We start from the raw sequence: 18,308 nt of genomic DNA, 5'->3' as shown, positions 1-18,308 counted from the left end.
GGCCGTGATCGCGGCCGCGCCGGGTCGCGCCCTCAGGCGCGATCCGGCGCGTCGAGGTCCAGCGTGCCGAGGTCGGTCACGGTGCCCGACGCGTCGAGGCCCCGCCGGCGGGCCGTGACCTCGTATCCCTGTTCCGCCCGGCCGATCTCGAACAGCAGGTAGGACGCCCGGCGCGACGCGATCGCCCCGTGCCCGTCCGGGCGCGCCGAGGCGGAGGGGGCGCCGATGACCGGAACGGTCCGCCCGTCCGGCCCCGCGATCCGGGCGGTGCTGGTGACGTGATTGTGACCGTGCAGGATCAGGTCCGCGCCGGCCCGCCCGACCATCGCGGTGAACGCCGCCGCGTCCTTGAGCTCGCGCCCCGGCGAGGCTCCGCCGGGCTGCGGCGGATGGTGGATCATCACCACCCGGAACGGCCGACCGGGCTCGGTGGCCAGGGCGCGGAGCAGGGTCTCGGCCGCGGCGAGCTGCGACGCGCCGAGGCGGCCGGTCGCCACGAAGGGCTTCGTCGGGATCGCGCTGGACAGGCCGACCAGGGCCAGGGGCCCGCGCCGCCGCAGGTACGGGAAGTGGCCCCACGAGCCCGAATCGTCCCCCGTGTAGCGGCCGCAGGCGGCGAGCAGGCCCTCCAGGGAGCCGCGGACATAGGCGTCGTGGTTGCCCGGCACGAAGCTCACCGCTTCGGGGGAGCCCAAAGCCTCCAGGAAGGTGCGGGCGGTCTCCCACTCGCTGGGCAGGCCGATGTTGCACAGGTCGCCCGTACAGGCCACGTGCCCGGCGCCCTGCGCCTTCAGGTCGGTGACCAGCGCCTCCAGCACGGTCATGTCGTGGCTGCGCGAGCGCCCGCGCCGCCAGTTGGCGTAGCCGGTGGCGCGCTTGCCGATGAGCTGGCGGAGGCGCACCCGGCCGAGGGGGCCGACATGCGGGTCGCTGAGATGGGCGAGGCGGAAGGTCAACGCCGGTGGTCACCCTCGACACGGGGAAAGGCGCCCCGCATCGCGGGCGCGGCGCGTCCCGTCAAGCGCTTCCGATCAGCATCCCGACGACCAGCACCAGCGCGCCGCCGAGCATGACCTGCAGGGCCGCGCGCCAGAACGGCGTCGCCATGAAGCGCGTGCGGATCGCCGCGATGACGGCGAGTTCCACGATCACCACCAGGATCGCGAGGCTCGTCGCCAGGACGAACGGGTTCGGCCAGCCGGCCGGGAGCGTGTCGGGGATCGCGTAGGGCAGCGTGTGGCCGAGGCCGCCGAGGGTTGTCATCGCCCCGCAGACCAGGCCGCGCAGCCACGGGTCGCCGCGGCCCGTGACGGCGCCGTCGTCCGACAGGGCCTCGGTGAACCCCATGCTGATGCCGGCGCCGACCGAGGCCGCGAGCCCCACCAGGAAGGTCGCGCCGTTGTGACCCGTGGCGAACGCCGCCGCGAAGATCGGCGCGAGGGTCGAGACCGAGCCGTCGATCAGGCCGGCGAGGCCGGGCTGAACGTAGCGCAGCACGAAGGCGCGGCGCGCTTCGGCGTGCAGTTCGGCAGCGCTGTTGAGAGCGGCAGCCATGGGAAGCTCCTTCTTTTGATCCATTCCAATCTATACTCTGGAATTGATCTAAACAAGGAGCGCTGCCGTGTTTTCGCCGCGCCGCGGGAGCATCCGCGGCGCCGCGATGCCCGCCGACCCCGGCGGCCTATCCGTGTGGTTGTGGACGAGGCCGATTGTCTCGTCTCCGGAGCGGGGGCTAGACCATGCGCGGTCGAATTCGATCCGGACCCGATCGGGCGGCGGCGCGCCGGCCCGACCCAAGCGTGACATGAGCCTCGGTAAGCGTCTCCTCCGTAACCCGCCCGTGCAGCGCCTCCTCGGCCGCCTCGCGGCGGCCTATCTGCGGCTCGTGCGCCTCACCAACCGCTTCGAGATCCACGCGGGCGAGGCGCCCGCGGGCGCGGCGGACGGGTGGATCGACGCGCGCACGCCGCTGATCCTCGGCATGTGGCACGGCCAGCACATCATGATGCCGCTCCTGCGCCGGCCGGGCGACCGCGTCGCGACGATCATCTCGCGGAACCAGGACGGGAACATCAACACCATCGCGCTGGAGCGATTCGGCGTCCGCGTCATGCGCGCCTCGGGCGCCCGCGGCCGCGGGCGCGCCACCGATCAGCGCGCCAAGGGCGGCGCGGAGGGCCTGCGGGCGATGCTGCGGGCCCTGAAGGCCGGCGAATCCGTGGCGTTCAGCGCCGACGTGCCGAAGGTCTCGCGCCGGTGCGACGCCGGGATCCTCACCCTCGCGCGCTTCTCCGGCCGGCCGATCGTCCCGGCGGCCGTGGTGACGAGCCGGCACCTGCGCTTCAACTCGTGGGACCGGGCCTGCCTCGGGCTGCCCTTCGGCCGCGGCGCGATCGTGCTGGGCGACCCGATCTACGTCCCGCGGGACAGCGAGGGCGAGGCGTTCGAGGCGCTCCGCCGCTTCGTCGAGGCCGAGATGAACCGGGTCCACGCCCGCGCCTACGCGCTCGTCGGGCGCGCCGACCGGGCGGCGCTCTACCGCGACCCGCTCCCCGAGACGCGGCGCGCGCCGGTGGGAGACCTCGCGTGAGGCGCCCCTCCGTGACCCTGCCGCTGCAGGCCTACCGGACCGGCCTGCGCATCGGCGAGCCGGCGCTGACCGGTCTGCTCGCGTGGCGCGCGCAGCGCGGCAAGGAGGATCCGCGCCGGCTGCCGGAGCGGCGGGGCCTGCCGGGGCGGGCCCGGCCGGTCGGGCCGCTCGCCTGGATGCACGGCGCCAGCGTGGGCGAGGCCCTGTCGTTGATCGGGCTCGTCGAGGGCATGATCGCCCGCGGCTTCTCGGTCCTCGTCACCACCGGCACGCGCGCGGCCGCCGAGCTGGTCGGCGGCCGGCTGCCCCCGGGCGCGGTGCACCAGTACATGCCCCTGGACGCGCCGCGCTGGGTCGGACGGTTCCTCGATCACTGGCAGCCGGACCTCGCGGTGATCGCCGAGTCGGAGATCTGGCCGAACACGATCCTGGCGCTCGACGAGCGCGAGATCCCGCTGATCCTGGTCAACGGGCGCATGTCGGAGCGCTCGTTCCGGGGCTGGGAGCGCTGCCCGCGCACCGCGAAGGCGCTCCTGGCGCGGATCGCGATCTGCCTCACGCAGACCCAGGAGGACGGCGAGCGCTTCGCCAAGCTCGGCGCGCCGCGCGTGAGCATCGCCGGCAACCTGAAGTTCGACGCGTCGGTGCCGCCGGCCGACGCGCAGCAGCTCGCCTATCTGGGATCGATGGTGGCCGGCCGGCCGGTCTGGGTCGCGGCGAGCACGCATCCCGGCGAGGAGGCCATGGTCGCCTACGCGCACGCGATGCTGAAGGCGCAGTTTCCCCAGCTCCTGACCATCATCGCCCCGCGCCACCCGGCGCGGGGCGGCGAGGCCGTCGCCTGCGCGAACGCCGTCGGCCTGCGCAGCGCGCTGCGGTCCACCGGCGGGCGGCCCCATCCCTCGATCGAGGTCTACGTCGCCGACACGATCGGCGAGCTGGGCCTGTTCTATCGCCTCAGCCCCCTGGTGTTCCTCGGCGGCTCCCTGGTCCCGCGGGGCGGCCAGAACCCGATCGAGCCGCTGCGTCTCGAATCAGCGGTGCTGCACGGGCCGCACACCGAGAATTTCGGCGTGATCTACCAGGCCCTCGACCGCGCCGGCGGCGCCGTGCCGGTGCGCGACGGCGTCGAGCTGGCGGCGGTCGCCGCCGAACTTCTCGGTGACCGGCAGCGCCTCGCCGACATGGCCCGCGCCGGGCAGCGCGCCCTGGAGCCGTTCGAGGGGGCGGTGGCGCGCACGCTCGCGGTCCTCGACCCGTTCGTGGCGCAGATGAAGCTCCAGCGCCTCGACCGCGGCAGCCCCGCGCGCCCGCTCGCGCGGGCCTGATGCGACCGCCGGCCTTCTGGGCCGCGGGGCCGGACCATCCGGCCGCGCGCGGGCTGGGGCCGCTCGGCGCGGTCTACGGGGCGCTGGCGGCGCGACGGATGGACCGACCCGGCGCGCGGGCCGGCTGCCCGGTCCTGTGCCTGGGCAACTTCACCCTCGGCGGTGCCGGCAAGACGCCGGCCGCCCTGGCGGTGGCGGCCCTCGTCGCCGAGCTCGGCGCCGCGCCGGCCTTCCTGTCGCGCGGATACGGCGGCCGGCTCGCGGGTCCGGTGCGGGTCGATCCCGCGCACCACGCCGCCGCCGAGGTCGGCGACGAGCCGCTGCTCCTCGCCCGCCGCGCCCCCGCGGTCGTCGCCCGCGACCGCCCGGCCGGGGCCGCCCTGTGCCGGAGCCTCGGCGCCGACGTCATCGTGATGGATGACGGCCTCCAGAACCCGAGCCTCGCGAAGGACCTCAGCCTCGCGGTGGTCGACGGCCCCGCCGGCCTCGGCAACGGCCTGCCGTTCCCCGCGGGGCCGCTGCGCGCGCCGCTCGCCCGGCAATGGCCGCATGTCGGCGGCCTGATCGTGATCGGGAACGGGGCCGGAGGCGACGCGGTCGCCCGGGCGGCCGAGCGGCGCGGCCTCCCGGTCCACGGGGCGCGCCTCGTCCGTGAGGCGGACGATCTGGCCGGCCGCCGCTGCCTCGCCTTCGCGGGGATCGGCCGCCCGGAGAAATTCTACGCGACCCTGGCCGAGGCGGGGGCGGTGATCGTCGGGACGCGCCCCTACCCCGACCATCATCCCTACCGGGCGCGCGAGCTGGCGGCCCTTGCCGAGGCGGCCCGGCGCCTCGACGCCGAGCTCGTCACCACCGAGAAGGACGCGGTGCGCCTGCCTCGGGCCTTCGCGGCGGGCGTGCGGGTGCTGCGCGTCCGCCTCGCGTTCGACGACGCGGAGGCGCTGCGCCGGCAGATCCGCGGCGCGCTCGGTGCGCCGTGAGCGTCAGGGGCGGCCGGTTTCCTTCAGCCGCTTGAGGATCGCCTCGGGGGAGACGTACGCCTCCTGGCGGGCGGCGCTCCAGTAGCGCAGGGCGTCGAGCGGGATCGGCTCGCCGGTCACCGCGCAGCGCACGAAGCTGCCGGGCTTCACCACCCGCATGGTGCCGTCGCCGTACTCGACGACCGCCTCGCCGTTGTTCGCGCGCTCGTAACGACCCAGCACGTCCGCCTCCTGCTCGATGGTACCTTCTACACGATCCGCGCGCCCCGCGATGCCCGCAAGGCTCAGGTCAGCATCGACGGGGTCTCGTCCCGCGCGAGCATGGCCCGGGCCGCGGCCGCATCGACGTGCATCCGCTCGACGAGCGCCTCGGCGCTGGCGAAGCGCTCCTCGCCGCGGATATAGCCGACGAACTCCACGGCGACGTCCTGCCCGTAGAGATCGCCGGAAAAGTCGAACAGGTAGGTCTCCAGCAGCGGCGCCCCGTCGTCGAAGGTCGGGCGACGCCCGTAGCTCGCCACGCCGTCGCGGAACGCGCCCGAGGCCAGGCGGACCCGCACCGCGTAGATGCCGTGCGCGAGCCCGCAATCGGGCAGCATCACGTTGGCGGTGGGGAAGCCCAGCTGGCGGCCGCGCTTGTCGCCGTGGCGGACCGCGCCGAGGACGAACCAGCGATAGCCGAGAAGGGCGTTCGCGCGGGCGACGTCGCCGGCCGCGAGGGCCGCGCGGATCGCGCTCGAGGAGACCGGCGCGGTCTCGCCGCCGAGGGCGACCGGCGCCACGATGCGGCAGCTCATCCCCGCCTCCCGGCACAGGTCGGCCAGGATCGCGGGCGTGCCCTCGCGGCCGCGGCCGAAATGAAAATCGTGCCCGACGACCACGCCGGACAGGCCCAGGGATCCCTTCAGGAAGTCGAGCACGAAGGCGCGGGCGCCGGTCTCGGCCAGGGCCCCGTCGAAGCGGCGCACGATCAGCCCGTCGAGGCCGAGATGCGCGAACACGATCTCCTTCGCGGCGGGGCCGGTCAGCCGGAACATCGGCGCGTCGGGCATGAAGTACGCCCGCGGGTGCGGCTCGAAGGTCAGGATCGCCGACGGGCGGCCGGCCGCGCGGGCGGCGGCGCGCACGCTGTCGACGAGCGTCCGGTGCCCGAGATGGACGCCGTCGAAGTTGCCGATCGCCGCCACGGCCCCGGCCAGGGCGGGTGGGACGGGGGCGTCGGCGCGGCAGATCGTGAAGGGTCGCGCGGCCGTGTCGTCGCCTGGGGCCATCGGTTCGGGGTCGAGTGCTCGGAAGGGTCGGATGGGGTCGCCTGACATGTCCGCGAGGGGCCCGACGCGGCCGGACCCTGCCCAAAGGCGCCCGGAGGGTCAAGCGACCGAACCCCGGTCGCCTGCCGGCCACGCGCCGGCCACGCCGATTAACGGCTTCGCAATGCGCATGCCCTATTTGAAATGCTGTGCAGCGCAGCTAAATTGCAGCGTTAGCGAAGCGTTAATCTATCCGGGAGCCGCCGCGGCTTCCCGCCGGGCAATACGGAGCAGTTGTTCGATGGCTCTCGACCTGAGCATGCCGATCCTCGTTGTCGACGATTACCAGACGATGGTCCGCATTATTCGCAATCTACTGAAGCAGCTCGGCTTCGAAGAGGTCGACGACGCTTCCGACGGGACCGAGGCCCTCGCACGGCTGAAGGGTCGCAAGTACGGGCTGGTCATCTCCGACTGGAACATGGAGCCGATGACCGGCTACGAGCTGCTCCGTCACGTGCGGGCCGACGAAAATCTTCGCACGACGCCGTTCATCATGGTGACGGCCGAATCGAAGACCGAGAACGTGATCGCGGCCAAGAAGGCCGGCGTGAACAACTACATCGTCAAGCCCTTCAACGCGGCCACGCTGAAGTCGAAGATCGAGGCGGTCTGCGGGAGCTGATCGCTCCCCGTCTTCGTCCCCCGCACCGTCCGGGCGGATCGCTCCGGCGCCGCTGGGCGCCGAGACGTGGCGTGGCCGGCCAGGACGGCCACAGATCCGAGGAGGAGAGCATGTCGACAGCCGCCGCGCGGCAGACCGATCTGCGGCTTCGGGAGCCGCAGACGGTCATCGCCGAGCTGATCGAGATCGCCGATTACATCGCCCATCTCCGCGAGGAGATCGGGGCCTTGCGCGCGAACGAGATGAGTCGCGACCGGATCCCCATGGCGCACGAGGAGCTCGGCAGCGTCGTGCAGGCGACGGCCGGCGCCACCAACACGATCATGGAGGCCGCCGAGGCGATGCTCGGCCTACCCGACGGGCCGGGCTACCGCGACGCGGTCGAGGAGCGCATCAACACGATCTTCGAGGCCTGCGCGTTCCAGGACATCACCGGCCAGCGGATCGCCAAGGTGGTCGAATCGCTCCGCCTGTTCGAGCAGCGCCTCGCCCGCTTCGTCGGCGCCGTGAAGGCCCGCGACGCGGCCTCCATGGATCCCGCCGAGCGCGCCCGGCGGACCCGGGCCGAGGACCTCATGCTGAACGGCCCGCAGGCCGTGGAGGCCATGCCTTCCCAGGACGACATCGACGCGCTGTTCGCCTGACGCGATCCGGGCCGGCACGGGGCCCGTCGTCCGGAGGTCGGCCGCCGGCGCGGCGGTCGACTCGGCGGCCGCCTGCCGGCTAGATCGCCTCCCGGACCCGCCCCGACGCGGGTCGGGAGGAGGCCGCGGCAGGATGACGGCGCAGTTCTGGTCCGAGCTGACCACCGATGACTTGGCCCGACGCGACATGGGCCGCGCGATCGCCGTCCTGCCGGTGGCTGCCACCGAGCAGCACGGTCCCCACCTGCCCCTCGCGACCGACACCCTCATCGCCGAGGGCTACCTCGCCCGGGTGCGCGACGGCGTGCCGGCGGATCTCGACGTGCTGCTGCTGCCGGTCCAGCCCGTGGGCAAGTCCGACGAGCACGACGCGTTTCCCGGCACCCTCTCTCTGGAGACCGGCACCGCCCTCGCCGCCTGGACGGGGATCGGCGCGGCCGTCCACCGCGCCGGCTGCCGCAAGCTGGTGATCGTCACGAGCCACGGCGGCAACAGCGCGCTCATCGATCTCGTGGCGGGCGAGCTGCGCGCCCGGTTCGGCATGGTGGCGGTCACGACCTCCTGGGCGCGGCTCGGCTATCCCGACGGCCTGTTCCCGGCGGACGAGATCGCCCACGGGATCCATGCCGGCGGCATCGAGACGGCGCTGATGCTGGCCCTGCGGCCGGATCTCGTCCGGACCGACCGGGTCGCGGATTTCCCGCCCCGCACGCTGTCGATGATCCGCGATTTCACCCACCTGCGCGCCGGCCGCCCCGCGGCCTTCGCCTGGAAGGCCGGCGACCTCCAGGCTTCGGGTGCGATGGGCGACGCGCGGCTCGGCACCGCCGAGGCCGGCCGGGCGGCGCTCGACCACGGCGCCCGGGCCTTCGTCGCCCTGCTGCGCGACGTCGACGCCTTCGAGCTCGCGCCGCCGGTGTAACCGCCGCCGCGCCGCCGCCGAAGGAGCCGGTACGCCGGGTACGAAGCGCCGGCGTGCGGGAGTTCCGGCCATGCGCCCTACCCTCTTGATCGCCGCCGCCCTCCTGTGCGGCGGCCTCTATCGGGCCGACGCGGCGGAGCGCCCCGTCGTCGTCGAGCTGTTCACCTCGCAGAGCTGCTCCTCGTGCCCGCCCGCGGAGGCGCTGATCGGCCGCCTCGCCCGCGAGCCGGCGGGGGCGCGGGGCGACGTCCTGCCGCTCGCGTTCCACGTCACCTACTGGAACCATCTCGACTGGCGCGATCGCTACGCCCTGCCGGCAGCCACCGCGCGTCAGGAGGCCTACGCGGACCGCCTCGGCGGCTCCACCTACACGCCGCAGGCGGTGGTCGACGGGCAGGTCGGGCTGGTCGGCTCCGACGAGGCGGCCCTGCGCGCCGCGATCGCGCGCGCCCGGCAGGCCGGGCCCGGCATTCCCGTGACGCTGGCCCGCGACGGCGAGCAGGTCGTCGCGCAGGTCGGGGCCGGGGCGGAGGGCGGCGGCTCCGCGGGCCGCGTCCTGCTGATCGGGTACGATCCGAGCCACACCACCCGCGTGCTGCGCGGCGAGAACGCCGGTCGCACCATCGAGCAGGCCAACATCGTCCGGTCGGTGCGCGATCTCGGGCGCTGGTCCGGCTCCGCCGCGACCTTCGCGTCGGCGCGTCCCGAGGGCGAGGCGGCCGCCCTGCTGCTCCAGTCCGATGACGGGCGCATCCTCGGCGCCGCGCGCCTCGCCCCTTCCCCCGCCGCTTCCCCCGCTCCTTCCCCCGCCGGGGCGGTCCGGGAGGCCGTGCGATGATGCTCGCCGTTCCGGGCGGGATGCCCGCGCGCGGCTGGGCGCTGGCGTCGGGATCGGACCGTGGGGTAGATACGCCGCGTGCCGGGGGACGGAACGACGGCGGAGCCCGGATGGCGCTCGAACAGGAACTGGCGACCCTGATGACGGCGGCCCAGGGCGGCGACGCGGCCGCCTATCGCGCGCTGCTGAAGGCCTGTCTGCCCGTGGTCTCGGCGATCGCGCGGGCGCAGGGCGTGCGCGGCGAGGCGGTGGACGACGTCGTGCAGGACGCGCTGATGACCATCCACCGGGCCCGGGCGAGCTACGATCCCGCCCGGCCGTTCCTGCCCTGGCTGCGCGCCATCACCCAGCGGCGCGCCATCGACCGGCTGCGCCGCGCCGGGCGGCGCCCGCGGGAGGTCAACGACCCGCTGGCCTACGAGGCGGAGGTCGATCCGGGGCCGGCCCCCGGCCAGGGGCTGGAGGCGCGGGACCGGGCCGCCGCGCTGGCCAGGGCGGTGGCGGCCCTGCCCGACGGCCAGCGGCAGGCGGTGGAGCACCTGGGCCTGCGCGAGCTGTCGCTCGACGAGACCGCGGCCCTCACCGGCCGCAGCAAGGGGGCCCTCAAGGTGAACCTGCACCGGGCGCTGAAGGCGCTCCGGGCCAGCCTGACGCAGGAGCGGGAGTGATGCCCGGAGAGGGGAGCAACTGGGCCGGCGGCGACCTGTCCCGTCACGAGCGGCTCGTCGAGGAACTCGCGGGCGGGCTCGAACCCGTGCGGCCGCTGCCGGCGCCGGAGGCCCGGGCGGCCCTCTGGCTCGGCGCGACGCTGGTGATCGGCGTCGTCCTCGCGGCCTGGATCGGGACCGGCGGCTTCATGCTGCGCATGCATGTACCGGATCTGGCCCTCGCGGCGGTCGGCGCCGTGCTGACGGCGATCACCGCGGCCTTCGCGGCCTTCGTCACGAGCGTGCCGGGACGGTCCGGCCGCTGGGCGCTGCTGCCGCTTCCGCCCCTCGCCCTCTGGGTCGGCGCGAGCGGGCTGGGCTGCCTGCGCGACTGGATCGCGCCCGGGGCCGACATGCCCGGCGAGCACGCGATCACGGGCTGCTTCAGCTTCCTGATCTGCGTCTCGGTGCCGCTGTCCGTGCTGATCGTCGTGATGCTGCGGCGCGCCTGTCCCCTGCGACCGAACCTCACGGCGGCCCTCGGGGGGCTGGCGGTGGCCGCCGCGGCGGCGGCGCTGCTGATGCCGGTTCACCCGCACGACGCGACCGCCACGGACCTGCTGTTCCACGCGGCGGCGGTCGCCATCGTCATCGCGGCGAACGGATTGGCCGGCGGCCGGCTGCTCGGCCGGGACTCCGGGGTCGGCTAGGGCGTGCCGGTCGAGGCGGCGCGGCCGCTCCGGCGTGAGCGGGGCCGCGGGCGTCGGGCGCGGGCGCCTCAGGCGGCGCTCGGATCGAGGCCAGGCCAGTCCACGATCCGGTCCGGCAGCTCGTCCTCCGAGAATTCCTCCTCGTTGCCGCTGAGCCGGCCGCGGACCGAGATGCCCGCCTCGTGCACGCTCGCGGCCCGGCCGGAGACCAGGGGGTGCCACGGGTAGAGCGGCTGCCCGTCGCGCACGAGCCGGTACGCGCAGGTCGGCGGCAGCCACCCGATCGACCGCACCGCCTCGGGCGTCAGGCGCACGCAGTCGGGCACGCGCTTCTGCCGCCTTGCGTAGTCGCGGCACCGGCAGGTCAGGCCGTCGAGCAGCGTGCAGCCGATATCGGTGTGGTGGACCGCGCCGGTATCCTCGTCCTCGAGCTTCATCAGGCAGCACCGGCCGCAGCCGTCGCACAGGCTCTCCCACTCGGACGGGGTCATGGCTTCGAGCGTCTTGGTCCGCCAGAACGGCTCGACCGCCCCGCGGCGCGGCGCCTCGGGCTTGGGCATCGGAAAAGTCTCTCGACTGGGAAGGCGCCTCTCTGCCCGAGGCGCGGCACCGCTGCAAGCGCGGCCGCCGACGGGTCCCATGCGACCGGATCGCGCCGCCGCGCGTTACGTCCGGGCTCGTCCGCGGCGAATCGCGAGACTGCGCAGAGCCTCGCCGCCGGTTCCGGATCCTGCTATGGACGTCGGATGCCGTGCGGCGGCGCCGGCGCAGGGTTCGTCTCCGCGGCGCGGGCGCCCGACCATCCGCCGCCAGGATCCGCCGCAGAGGCGCTCGACAAGCCGGGTTCGACATCGTGCGCCTGCCGACGTTCACCGAGATCAAGGTCCGCCTCGAACGCGCCGCCCTCGCCTTCGACGCCTGGGTCAACGCGAGCCTGTACGACGGCGGCCAGTCGACCGGTCAGGCCTACGAGCGCTTCCAGCGCGTCATGAGCCGCTTCGCGGTGCGCGGCTGGAAGCGCGCCGCCCTCGACCTGACGAGCGAGGGCGTCACCATCGGGACCGGCGGCGCCATCCTGATGCTCGCCCTGGCGCAGCCCGCCTTCCAGCTCACCAGCGAGAACTGGCTGAAGCAGCAGGACCTCGCCGTCACCTTCCTGGACCGTTACGGCACCGAGGTCGGGCGCCGGGGCATCAAGCACGACGACTCGCTGAAGCTCGACGAGTTTCCCGACATCATGATCAAGGCGCTGGTCTCCACGGAGGACCGGCGCTTCTACGAGCACTGGGGCATCGACCCGATCGGCACGCTGCGGGCGCTGGTGAACAATTCCCGCGGCGGCAGCGGCACGCAGGGCGGGTCCTCGATCACCCAGCAGCTCGCCAAGAACCTGTTCCTGACGAACGAGCGCTCCCTGGAGCGGAAGATCAACGAGGCCTTCCTGGCCCTGTGGCTCGAGAGCCATCTCACCAAGAACGAGATCCTGAAGCTCTACCTCGACCGCGCGTATATGGGCGGTGGAACCTTCGGCGCGGTGGCGGCCGCGGATTACTATTTCGGCAAGCCGCTCAAGGACATCAGCCTCGCGGAGGCCGCCATGCTGGCGGGCCTGTTCAAGGCGCCGACTAAGTACGCCCCGCACGTCAACCTGCCGGCGGCCCGCGCCCGGGCGGCGGACGTGCTGCACAACATGGTGGAGGCGGGCTTCGTCACCGAGGGCCAGATCCAGACGGCGCTGCGCAACCCGGCGACGCCGGTGACCCGCACCCGCGACATCACCGCCGACTACTACCTCGACTGGGCCTTCGGCGAGATCAAGGCGATGGCCGACGCCGGCAAGCTGCGCAACGACCGCGTGCTGACCGTGAAGACGCCGCTCGACCTCGCGATCCAGAAGCGCGCCGACGAGGTGGTGGCCGACATCCTGCGCAAGTCCGGCGACGCCTACGACGTGGACGAGGCCGCCATGGTGATCCTCGATCCCGACGGGGCGCTGCGCGCCATGGTGGGCGGTGCCGATTACGGCGAGAGCCAGTTCAACCGTGCCACCGACGCGCTGCGCCAGCCCGGCTCCTCGTTCAAGCCCTACGTCTACTCGGCCGCCCTGAACTCGGGCCTGTTCAAGCCCGACACGACCGTGGTCGACAGCCCCGTCTGCATCGGCAACTGGTGCCCGCAGAACTACGGCCGCTCCTATGCCGGCCGGGTGCCGATGTGGCTCGCGGTGGCCAAGTCGATCAACACGATCCCGATCAAGATCTCCATCGCCCTCGGCAAGGCGATGGGCATCACCCACGAGGCGAAGGCCGCGAAGGCGGGCCGCGCGAAGATCATCGAGCTCGCCCACAAGATGGGCATCACCTCGAACCTGATCGACACGGTCTCGATGCCGATCGGCTCGGACGAGGTGACGGTCATCGACCAGGCGGCGGGCTACGCGGTGTTCGCCAACGGCGGCTTCCGCGCCAAGCCCTACGCGGCCATCGAGGTGAAGAACTCGTCCGGCGAGGTGATCTACCGCCACGCCGACGAGGCGCCCGAGCGGGTGCTCGCGCCCCAGGTCGTGGCGGACATGAACTTCATGCTCAACAAGGTCGTCGAGGAGGGCACCGGCAAGCGGGCGCAGCTCGAGGGCGTGAAGGTGGCCGGCAAGTCCGGCACGACGAACGCCTACCGGGACGCGTGGTTCGTCGGCTACACCGGCAATTACGTCGGCGCCGTCTGGTTCGGCAACGACGACCACACCTCGACCAACAAGCTCACCGGCGGCTCCCTCCCGGCTCAGCTCTGGCACGACGTGATGGAGCCGGCCCACCAGGGCATCGAGATCAAGGGTCTGCCCGGCCTGAAGGAGAGCCCGCGCGCCGCCCAGCAGCAGGCCTCCGGCGGCCCGACCGCGCCGACCGATCCCAATGCCAGCGCGTACGGCAAGCTCTCCCGCCGCTCCTTCGAGGTGATCAGCGGCCTGAACGGCCTGTTCCGCACCGTCGAGCGCGCCCCCGGATCCGCCGCGGACGCGCCCGCCAACGCCGGGGACGCGCCGAAGACGGGCCGGAAGCCCGGCGACCGGGCGGCGGCGCCGTCGGGTCAGCTGCGCGAGGTCGCCGAGGGCGCCCGCCCGGTCGGCGGCTTCACCGAGGTCCGGTGAGCGCATGAAGCTCACGATCCCCGACGCGTTCGGCCGGACCGCCGCGCTCGCCGGCGCCCCGCGCGGCGGCGCCGCCCGCCTCGTCCTGCGCCTCTGGCGCAAGAGCTCGATCGCCGGCCTCGCCGCCTACGCCCTGGCGCTGGGCGCCGTGCTGGGACTCGCCAGCGCCGACTGGGCCACGAGCGGCGGCTACCCGTTCGGCGGCGTGCAGGTCGGCGCCTGGACCGCGTGGCCGCGGGCCGGCGCCGCGAATGCCGATCCCTACACGCGCGCCGTCAACGCGCGCCGCGGCGAGATCCCCCTGGCGGTCGGTGAGGGCCTGCTCCTGACGGCGGCGGTCGACGATTCCGGGCAGGCGCTCGACGCCACCTGCACGTACCAGATCGGCGGCGCGACGCCGCCGGCCCGCGCCTGGACCGTCACGGTGGCCGGGCGCGGCCCGCGCGAGCCCGGCCGCGCGCCCCTGCGCGAGGGCTTCACCTCCACGGAGGTGCTGCGCGCCGCCGACGGGCGGTTCACCATCACGCTCGCGCCGGATGTCCAGCCGGGCAACTGGCTGCCGAGCCCGCGGGCGAGCGGGCCGGTCCGCCTCGCCCTGCGCCTGTACGACACGCCGGTCGCCGCCAGCGTCGGGTCCCTCGACCGGAGCTCCGTGCCGGCCATCACCCGTCTGGGATGCGCCCCGTGAGCCTGCGCTTCGTCTACGCCACGCTGATCGGCCTCGTGCTCGCCGGGATCGTCCACATCGCGGCGGTCCTGGCGATCCCCGCCCTGTCGGAGACCGACGCTGTCTCGCGGGCCCGCACCAGCGAGAACCTGGACCATCCGCAATCGATCTACGCGGTCGCGACCCTCGACGACCCCTCCCCGCCCGAGGCGTGGCTGCCGATCCCGGATCCGGCGGTCGCCGTGGGCGTGTGCGCCTACAACCTCGCGGACGGGCCCATGCGCGTCTCGGCCCGCACCGGGCCGCTGTCCCTCTCGCTCGCCGCGCATGCCCGCCGCGGGGCCTTCTACGCGGTGACCGATCAGGCCGCGGTCCGCGGCGCCCTCGACCTCGTGATCCTGACCCGCGCGCAGTACGACGAGGCGCTGGCCGACGACGACGAGAACGATCCGAGCCGCGACGTGCGCATCGTCGCGCCCGACACGCGCGGCTTCGTGGTGGTGCGGGTGATCGCCGGTCTCCCGAGCCAGCGTCCCGCCGCCAACGCCGCCGTCCAGGCCGTCTCCTGCACCACCGACACGCCGACGGACGACGCGCCGGCCGGCAAGGATGCGTCCGGCAAGGATGCGTCGGGAAGGGGATCGGGACGCTGAGGGCGGACCTTGCACGGGTTCGCCGCGTCGCTCGGCCGATGTTGAGCCTCCGCGGCCCCGCGCTCTCCCGGCCGGCGGAGCCCGCCGCGCCGTCGCGATGACCGGATCCGCCGCGACCGCGCCCTCCCCGGTCGCCGGGCTCGCGCCGTCCGCCCTCGATCTGCTGGGCAACGCGCTGCTCGTCGCCCTCGACCGTGTCCATGCCGGTTCCGGCCGCGCATCCTCGCGAAGGCCGAATTCATGCGGCCCGGCGGCCGCGCCGCTGTCGTCCGGGCGTCTCCCCCCGCGAACCGACCGCCGTGACCGTCCACTGCGACACCGGGCTGAAGGGCTCGGGCCGGCGAAGTCCGGCTTCGGGGCATCCGCGAAGCGCGAGCTTCGTCCTGGGGCGGCCTCGGCCGCTCAGTATTTGACCACCAGCGGCTCCGCCTGCGCAACCAGCGGCGGGGGCGGCAGCGGAATCGGCCCGAGGCCGCACCGGGCGGCCGCGTCCGGCGGGAGGAGCGGGTCGAGCAGGTTGCGGCGCGCGGCCAGCATCATGATGGATCGCTCGGCCGAGACCGATTCCGACGCCGGTGCCGCGGCGAACAGGTGCTCCAGGGCGAACCGGTACCGGGCGAGCCGCAGGCCGGCCTCGAAGCGCACCCAGGCGATCAGGCAGCGGTTCTCGGCGACCCGCTGGACGGCATCCCGGACGGCCGCGTCGTCGAGGGTCTTGGCGAAGGGTAGGCTGCGCAGCCGCGCGGCATCCGCGTCGATGACGCGGGCGGCGAGCGCCACGAAGATCGGGATCAGCCGGGCATCGGCGGTCGCGTCGTCGCTGAGCTTCCGATAGCGGGAGACCGGGGAGCGGGACGGCTCCGCCGTCAGGGCCTCGTAATAGGCGCCGACCTCCTCGTAGCGCCACGTCGGCGGGAGCGTGTGGGCGCTGGCGAGGCCGAACACCGTGTCCTGGAAGGCCGCGAAGCTGCTGGCAGGCTCGACGAACCGCCACGCGCGGTCGCGCAGGGCCTGCTCGTCGTCGGTCAGGCCGGATTCGAGCAGGAGGCGCCCGCGATCCCGGGTGCTGAAGCTGCCCGTCGTGTCGATGAGCCCGTTCCAGACGCCCGTGCGCGGCCGGCCGAAATCGCCGCTCTGGGTGCAGGCCGCGAGCAGGGCCAGCGCGGCGCCGGCGGGGGCGAGGCGCAGCGCGGTGCGCGCGTGGCCGAGCGGCCGGCGATCCGGGGCAGGCATGGGAGAACCGTCGGTGGTGTCGCGCGGCCGGGACGACATGCGCGGGTCTGTCCTCAGGACGCCAGGCGCTCGTAGCGCACGCCGAGGAACAGGAGGATCTCGCCGCGCCGCTCGTCGGAGCGCGGGATCCGGCAGGTCCGCCGCGCCTCCGCGCCGGGGAACGGGATCAGGGTGGCGGACGCCGCCGGGGCAGCTCTGCGCGCGGACTCGGCGGCGAGCGTCGACGGACGGGTTCCGCCGGTCTCCTGCGGCTTGAAAAGGGTCATGGTCTCCGGCTCCTGTCGGCGGTCCGAGCATCTGGCCCGGGCCCTTCGGAGGGCGTCGGCAAGGGCTACCGAAACAATCCAGCACGACGTGGTTAACGGAGTCTTGCCGCGGCAGGACCGCGAATTGCGGCGCCTCCGGAAGTTGGCGCGTGAATTGCGTAGCTGTCTCTGCCCATGGCGGGCGTTTCCTCCCTTCGACTTGAGGCCCTGTCCGATCCCGGACGGGGCCTTCTTATCTCCGGCCGGCCCCGCCGGGCGGGGACGCTGTGCGACCCGCGCGCCACACCGCGGCGAAGCGTGGCCGCGACGTTCCCGCGCGGAACCCGTCGGGACCCTCGGCGCTTGCCTACCGCCCGGCCCGACCGATATGCCGGACTCGGGCGATGGCGGGACTGCCGCGTCGGTTCTCCGCCCGATCGAGATTGAGGACACCGCTGAATGCGACTGGTTCCGGAACGATCCCTGCGCGCCTCCCGCCGCCGCGGGCTGGCTACTGCGGCGCTGGCGCTGTTCGCGCTGACCGCCGGCCCCGCCTATGCCCAACGGGAGGACCAGGGCCTGCAGCTCGGCTGTGCCAACGACTATTTCCGCCTCTGCGCGGGCGTCGATCCGAACAGCCAGGACGCGGATCGCTGCATGATGCGCAACCGCAAGCGCCTGTCCCCCGAGTGCCGGTCCGCGATCGGCGACTACGACAAGCGCACGGGCAGCAAGTCTCTGTCCGACGATTGAGACGGGACCCGGTCGAGTTGCCCGCCGTTGGCGAGAGGCGTTTCGTATGAGCCTGACCGTCGCGGTTCAGATGGACCCGATCCAGAATATCCGGATCGCGGGTGACACCACCTTCGCCCTGCTGCTGGAGGCCCAGCGGCGGGGGCACGCGCTCGTCTACTACACGCCGGACCGGCTCTCGATGCAGGGCCGGCGCGTGACGGCCCGCGTCGAGCGGCTGAAAGTGCAGGACGTCGAGGGCGCGCATTTCACCCTGGCGCCGCCGGAGCGGCTCGACCTCGCCGAGGCGGACGTGGTGCTGATGCGCCAGGACCCGCCCTTCGACATGGCCTACATCACGGCCACCCACATGCTCGAGCGGATCCATCCGGAGACGCTTGTGGTCAACGACCCTTTCGAGGTGCGCAACGCGCCCGAGAAGCTGTTCGTCCTCGACTTCCCCGAGTTGATGCCGCCGACCCTGATCAGCCGCGACAAGGCGGAGATCGAGGCCTTCCGGCTGGAGCACGGGACCGTGGCGATGAAGCCGCTGCACGGGCACGGCGGCGCGGCCGTGTTCAAGGTCACCGAGAAGGATCCGAATTTCGGCTCGATGTTCGACCTGTTCGCCACGACCTTCCGGGAGGCCTGGGTCGTGCAGCGCTACCTCGACCGGGTCACGGAGGGCGACAAGCGCATCATCCTGGTCGACGGCGTCGCGATGGGGGCGGTCAACCGCGTCCCGGCCGCGAACGACATCCGCTCCAACATGGTCCGCGGCGGCGCCGCCTCCGCCTCCGAGCTCACCGACCGCGAGCGCGAGATCTGCGCCACGATCGGCCCGGAGCTGGCGCGGCGAGGCCTGATCCTGGTGGGCATCGACGTGATCGACGGGCACCTCACCGAGATCAACGTCACCTCCCCCACCGGCATCCGGGCGATCCAGCGGCTCGGGGGGCCCGACCTGTCGGTCGCCGTCTGGGACGCGATCGAGGCCCGGATCGCGGCGCGCAAGGGCGTCTGACGGGGCGCGCCC

The 18,308-nt window shown here is 73.7% G+C and carries 20 protein-coding genes and 1 pseudogene; 14 read left to right on the top strand and 7 right to left on the bottom strand.

Annotated elements, in window-relative coordinates:
- Positions 1 to 32: 32 nt before the first annotated feature.
- Entirely contained in the window at positions 33 to 956 is a 924-nt protein-coding gene (locus J3A75_RS08400) for a metallophosphoesterase family protein (RefSeq protein ID WP_209649966.1), read from the bottom strand.
- Between the two features lie 61 nt (positions 957 to 1,017).
- Positions 1,018 to 1,533: pseudogene (locus tag J3A75_RS08395) on the bottom strand (VIT1/CCC1 transporter family protein); the annotation flags it as partial.
- A gap of 271 nt (positions 1,534 to 1,804) precedes the next feature.
- Between J3A75_RS08395 and J3A75_RS08390 the strand changes: the two are divergent.
- The 3 genes from J3A75_RS08390 to lpxK are packed head-to-tail and all read left to right on the top strand — an operon-like array spanning position 1,805 to position 4,898.
- Entirely contained in the window at positions 1,805 to 2,590 is a 786-nt protein-coding gene (locus J3A75_RS08390; RefSeq protein ID WP_012317893.1) for a lysophospholipid acyltransferase family protein, read from the top strand.
- A complete protein-coding gene (locus J3A75_RS08385; protein WP_059409135.1) occupies positions 2,587 to 3,918 on the top strand; it encodes a 3-deoxy-D-manno-octulosonic acid transferase in 1,332 nt (443 codons plus the stop codon). Before J3A75_RS08390 ends, J3A75_RS08385 begins: the two co-directional genes overlap by 4 nt.
- On the top strand, positions 3,918 to 4,898 hold the full coding sequence (gene lpxK / locus J3A75_RS08380) for a tetraacyldisaccharide 4'-kinase (RefSeq protein ID WP_012317891.1): 981 nt from the start codon (positions 3,918 to 3,920) through the stop codon (positions 4,896 to 4,898). The genes J3A75_RS08385 and lpxK overlap by 1 nt, the downstream gene beginning before the upstream one ends.
- A 3-nt stretch (positions 4,899 to 4,901) precedes the next feature.
- Here the strand turns inward: lpxK and J3A75_RS08375 are convergent, their stop codons facing one another.
- Together J3A75_RS08375 and J3A75_RS08370 are read right to left on the bottom strand one after the other, a co-directional pair.
- Positions 4,902 to 5,120 carry a DUF2093 domain-containing protein gene (locus J3A75_RS08375; RefSeq protein ID WP_012317890.1) on the bottom strand — a complete coding sequence of 73 codons (219 nt, stop codon included), beginning with the start codon at positions 5,118 to 5,120 and terminating at the stop codon, positions 4,902 to 4,904.
- 62 nt (positions 5,121 to 5,182) lie between these two features.
- On the bottom strand, positions 5,183 to 6,169 hold the full coding sequence (locus tag J3A75_RS08370) for a bifunctional riboflavin kinase/FAD synthetase (protein ID WP_029360162.1): 987 nt from the start codon (positions 6,167 to 6,169) through the stop codon (positions 5,183 to 5,185).
- A gap of 280 nt (positions 6,170 to 6,449) precedes the next feature.
- Between J3A75_RS08370 and J3A75_RS08365 the strand changes: the two genes are divergently transcribed.
- The 6 genes from J3A75_RS08365 (at position 6,450) to J3A75_RS08340 (ending at position 10,594) form a co-directional block, all read left to right on the top strand.
- Positions 6,450 to 6,833, top strand: a complete 384-nt coding sequence (locus tag J3A75_RS08365) for a response regulator (protein ID WP_012317888.1) — start codon at positions 6,450 to 6,452, stop codon at positions 6,831 to 6,833.
- Positions 6,834 to 6,943: 110 nt separating this feature from the next.
- Complete coding sequence (locus tag J3A75_RS08360; RefSeq protein ID WP_012317887.1) at positions 6,944 to 7,477, top strand: protein phosphatase CheZ; 534 nt, start codon at positions 6,944 to 6,946, stop codon at positions 7,475 to 7,477.
- 133 nt (positions 7,478 to 7,610) lie between these two features.
- A complete protein-coding gene (locus J3A75_RS08355; RefSeq protein ID WP_012317886.1) occupies positions 7,611 to 8,399 on the top strand; it encodes a creatininase family protein in 789 nt (262 codons plus the stop codon).
- Positions 8,400 to 8,469: 70 nt separating this feature from the next.
- The gene (locus J3A75_RS08350) at positions 8,470 to 9,237 is read left to right on the top strand and encodes a DUF1223 domain-containing protein (protein ID WP_012317885.1); all 768 of its coding nucleotides are present in this window, start codon (positions 8,470 to 8,472) and stop codon (positions 9,235 to 9,237) included.
- Between the two features lie 110 nt (positions 9,238 to 9,347).
- Positions 9,348 to 9,905, top strand: coding sequence for a sigma-70 family RNA polymerase sigma factor (locus J3A75_RS08345; protein WP_209649964.1), 558 nt, complete (start codon positions 9,348 to 9,350; stop codon positions 9,903 to 9,905).
- A complete protein-coding gene (locus tag J3A75_RS08340) occupies positions 9,905 to 10,594 on the top strand; it encodes an NrsF family protein (RefSeq protein WP_024830915.1) in 690 nt (229 codons plus the stop codon). Before J3A75_RS08345 ends, J3A75_RS08340 begins: the two co-directional genes overlap by 1 nt.
- Positions 10,595 to 10,662: 68 nt before the next feature.
- On the opposite strand, the gene J3A75_RS08335 is transcribed toward J3A75_RS08340, so the two are convergent.
- Positions 10,663 to 11,154, bottom strand: a complete 492-nt coding sequence (locus J3A75_RS08335) for a YcgN family cysteine cluster protein (protein ID WP_209649962.1) — start codon at positions 11,152 to 11,154, stop codon at positions 10,663 to 10,665.
- A 293-nt stretch (positions 11,155 to 11,447) separates the two neighbouring features.
- On the opposite strand from J3A75_RS08335, the gene J3A75_RS08330 reads away from it, so the two are divergent.
- Genes J3A75_RS08330 through J3A75_RS08320 form a run of 3 tightly spaced genes read left to right on the top strand, consistent with a single transcriptional unit; the run spans position 11,448 to position 15,062 of the window.
- Positions 11,448 to 13,742: a transglycosylase domain-containing protein gene (locus tag J3A75_RS08330; RefSeq protein WP_024830916.1), complete on the top strand. Its 2,295-nt coding sequence runs from the start codon at positions 11,448 to 11,450 to the stop codon at positions 13,740 to 13,742.
- Between the two features lie 4 nt (positions 13,743 to 13,746).
- Complete coding sequence (locus tag J3A75_RS08325; RefSeq protein ID WP_012317880.1) at positions 13,747 to 14,430, top strand: DUF1214 domain-containing protein; 684 nt, start codon at positions 13,747 to 13,749, stop codon at positions 14,428 to 14,430.
- On the top strand, positions 14,418 to 15,062 hold the full coding sequence (locus tag J3A75_RS08320) for a hypothetical protein (protein WP_209649960.1): 645 nt from the start codon (positions 14,418 to 14,420) through the stop codon (positions 15,060 to 15,062). The genes J3A75_RS08325 and J3A75_RS08320 overlap by 13 nt, the downstream gene beginning before the upstream one ends.
- 402 nt (positions 15,063 to 15,464) lie before the next feature.
- Here J3A75_RS08320 and J3A75_RS08315 read toward each other — a convergent pair whose 3' ends face one another.
- Positions 15,465 to 16,295: a hypothetical protein gene (locus J3A75_RS08315; RefSeq protein WP_076730313.1), complete on the bottom strand. Its 831-nt coding sequence runs from the start codon at positions 16,293 to 16,295 to the stop codon at positions 15,465 to 15,467.
- A 53-nt stretch (positions 16,296 to 16,348) separates the two neighbouring features.
- Positions 16,349 to 16,561, bottom strand: coding sequence for a hypothetical protein (locus J3A75_RS08310; protein WP_209649958.1), 213 nt, complete (start codon positions 16,559 to 16,561; stop codon positions 16,349 to 16,351).
- A 438-nt stretch (positions 16,562 to 16,999) separates the two neighbouring features.
- On the opposite strand from J3A75_RS08310, the gene J3A75_RS08305 reads away from it, so the two are divergent.
- Entirely contained in the window at positions 17,000 to 17,293 is a 294-nt protein-coding gene (locus J3A75_RS08305) for a hypothetical protein (protein ID WP_024830920.1), read from the top strand.
- Positions 17,294 to 17,339: 46 nt separating this feature from the next.
- Positions 17,340 to 18,296, top strand: coding sequence for a glutathione synthase (gene gshB / locus J3A75_RS08300; protein WP_012317875.1), 957 nt, complete (start codon positions 17,340 to 17,342; stop codon positions 18,294 to 18,296).
- The last annotated feature ends 12 nt before the right edge of the window (positions 18,297 to 18,308 follow it).

It is taken from the genome of Methylobacterium sp. PvP105 (assembly GCF_017876975.1).
GTDB classification, from domain to species: Bacteria; Pseudomonadota; Alphaproteobacteria; order Rhizobiales; family Beijerinckiaceae; genus Methylobacterium; species Methylobacterium radiotolerans.
Note: the sequence above shows the minus strand (reverse complement) of the source record. Positions and strands in the feature narration are given on the sequence as shown.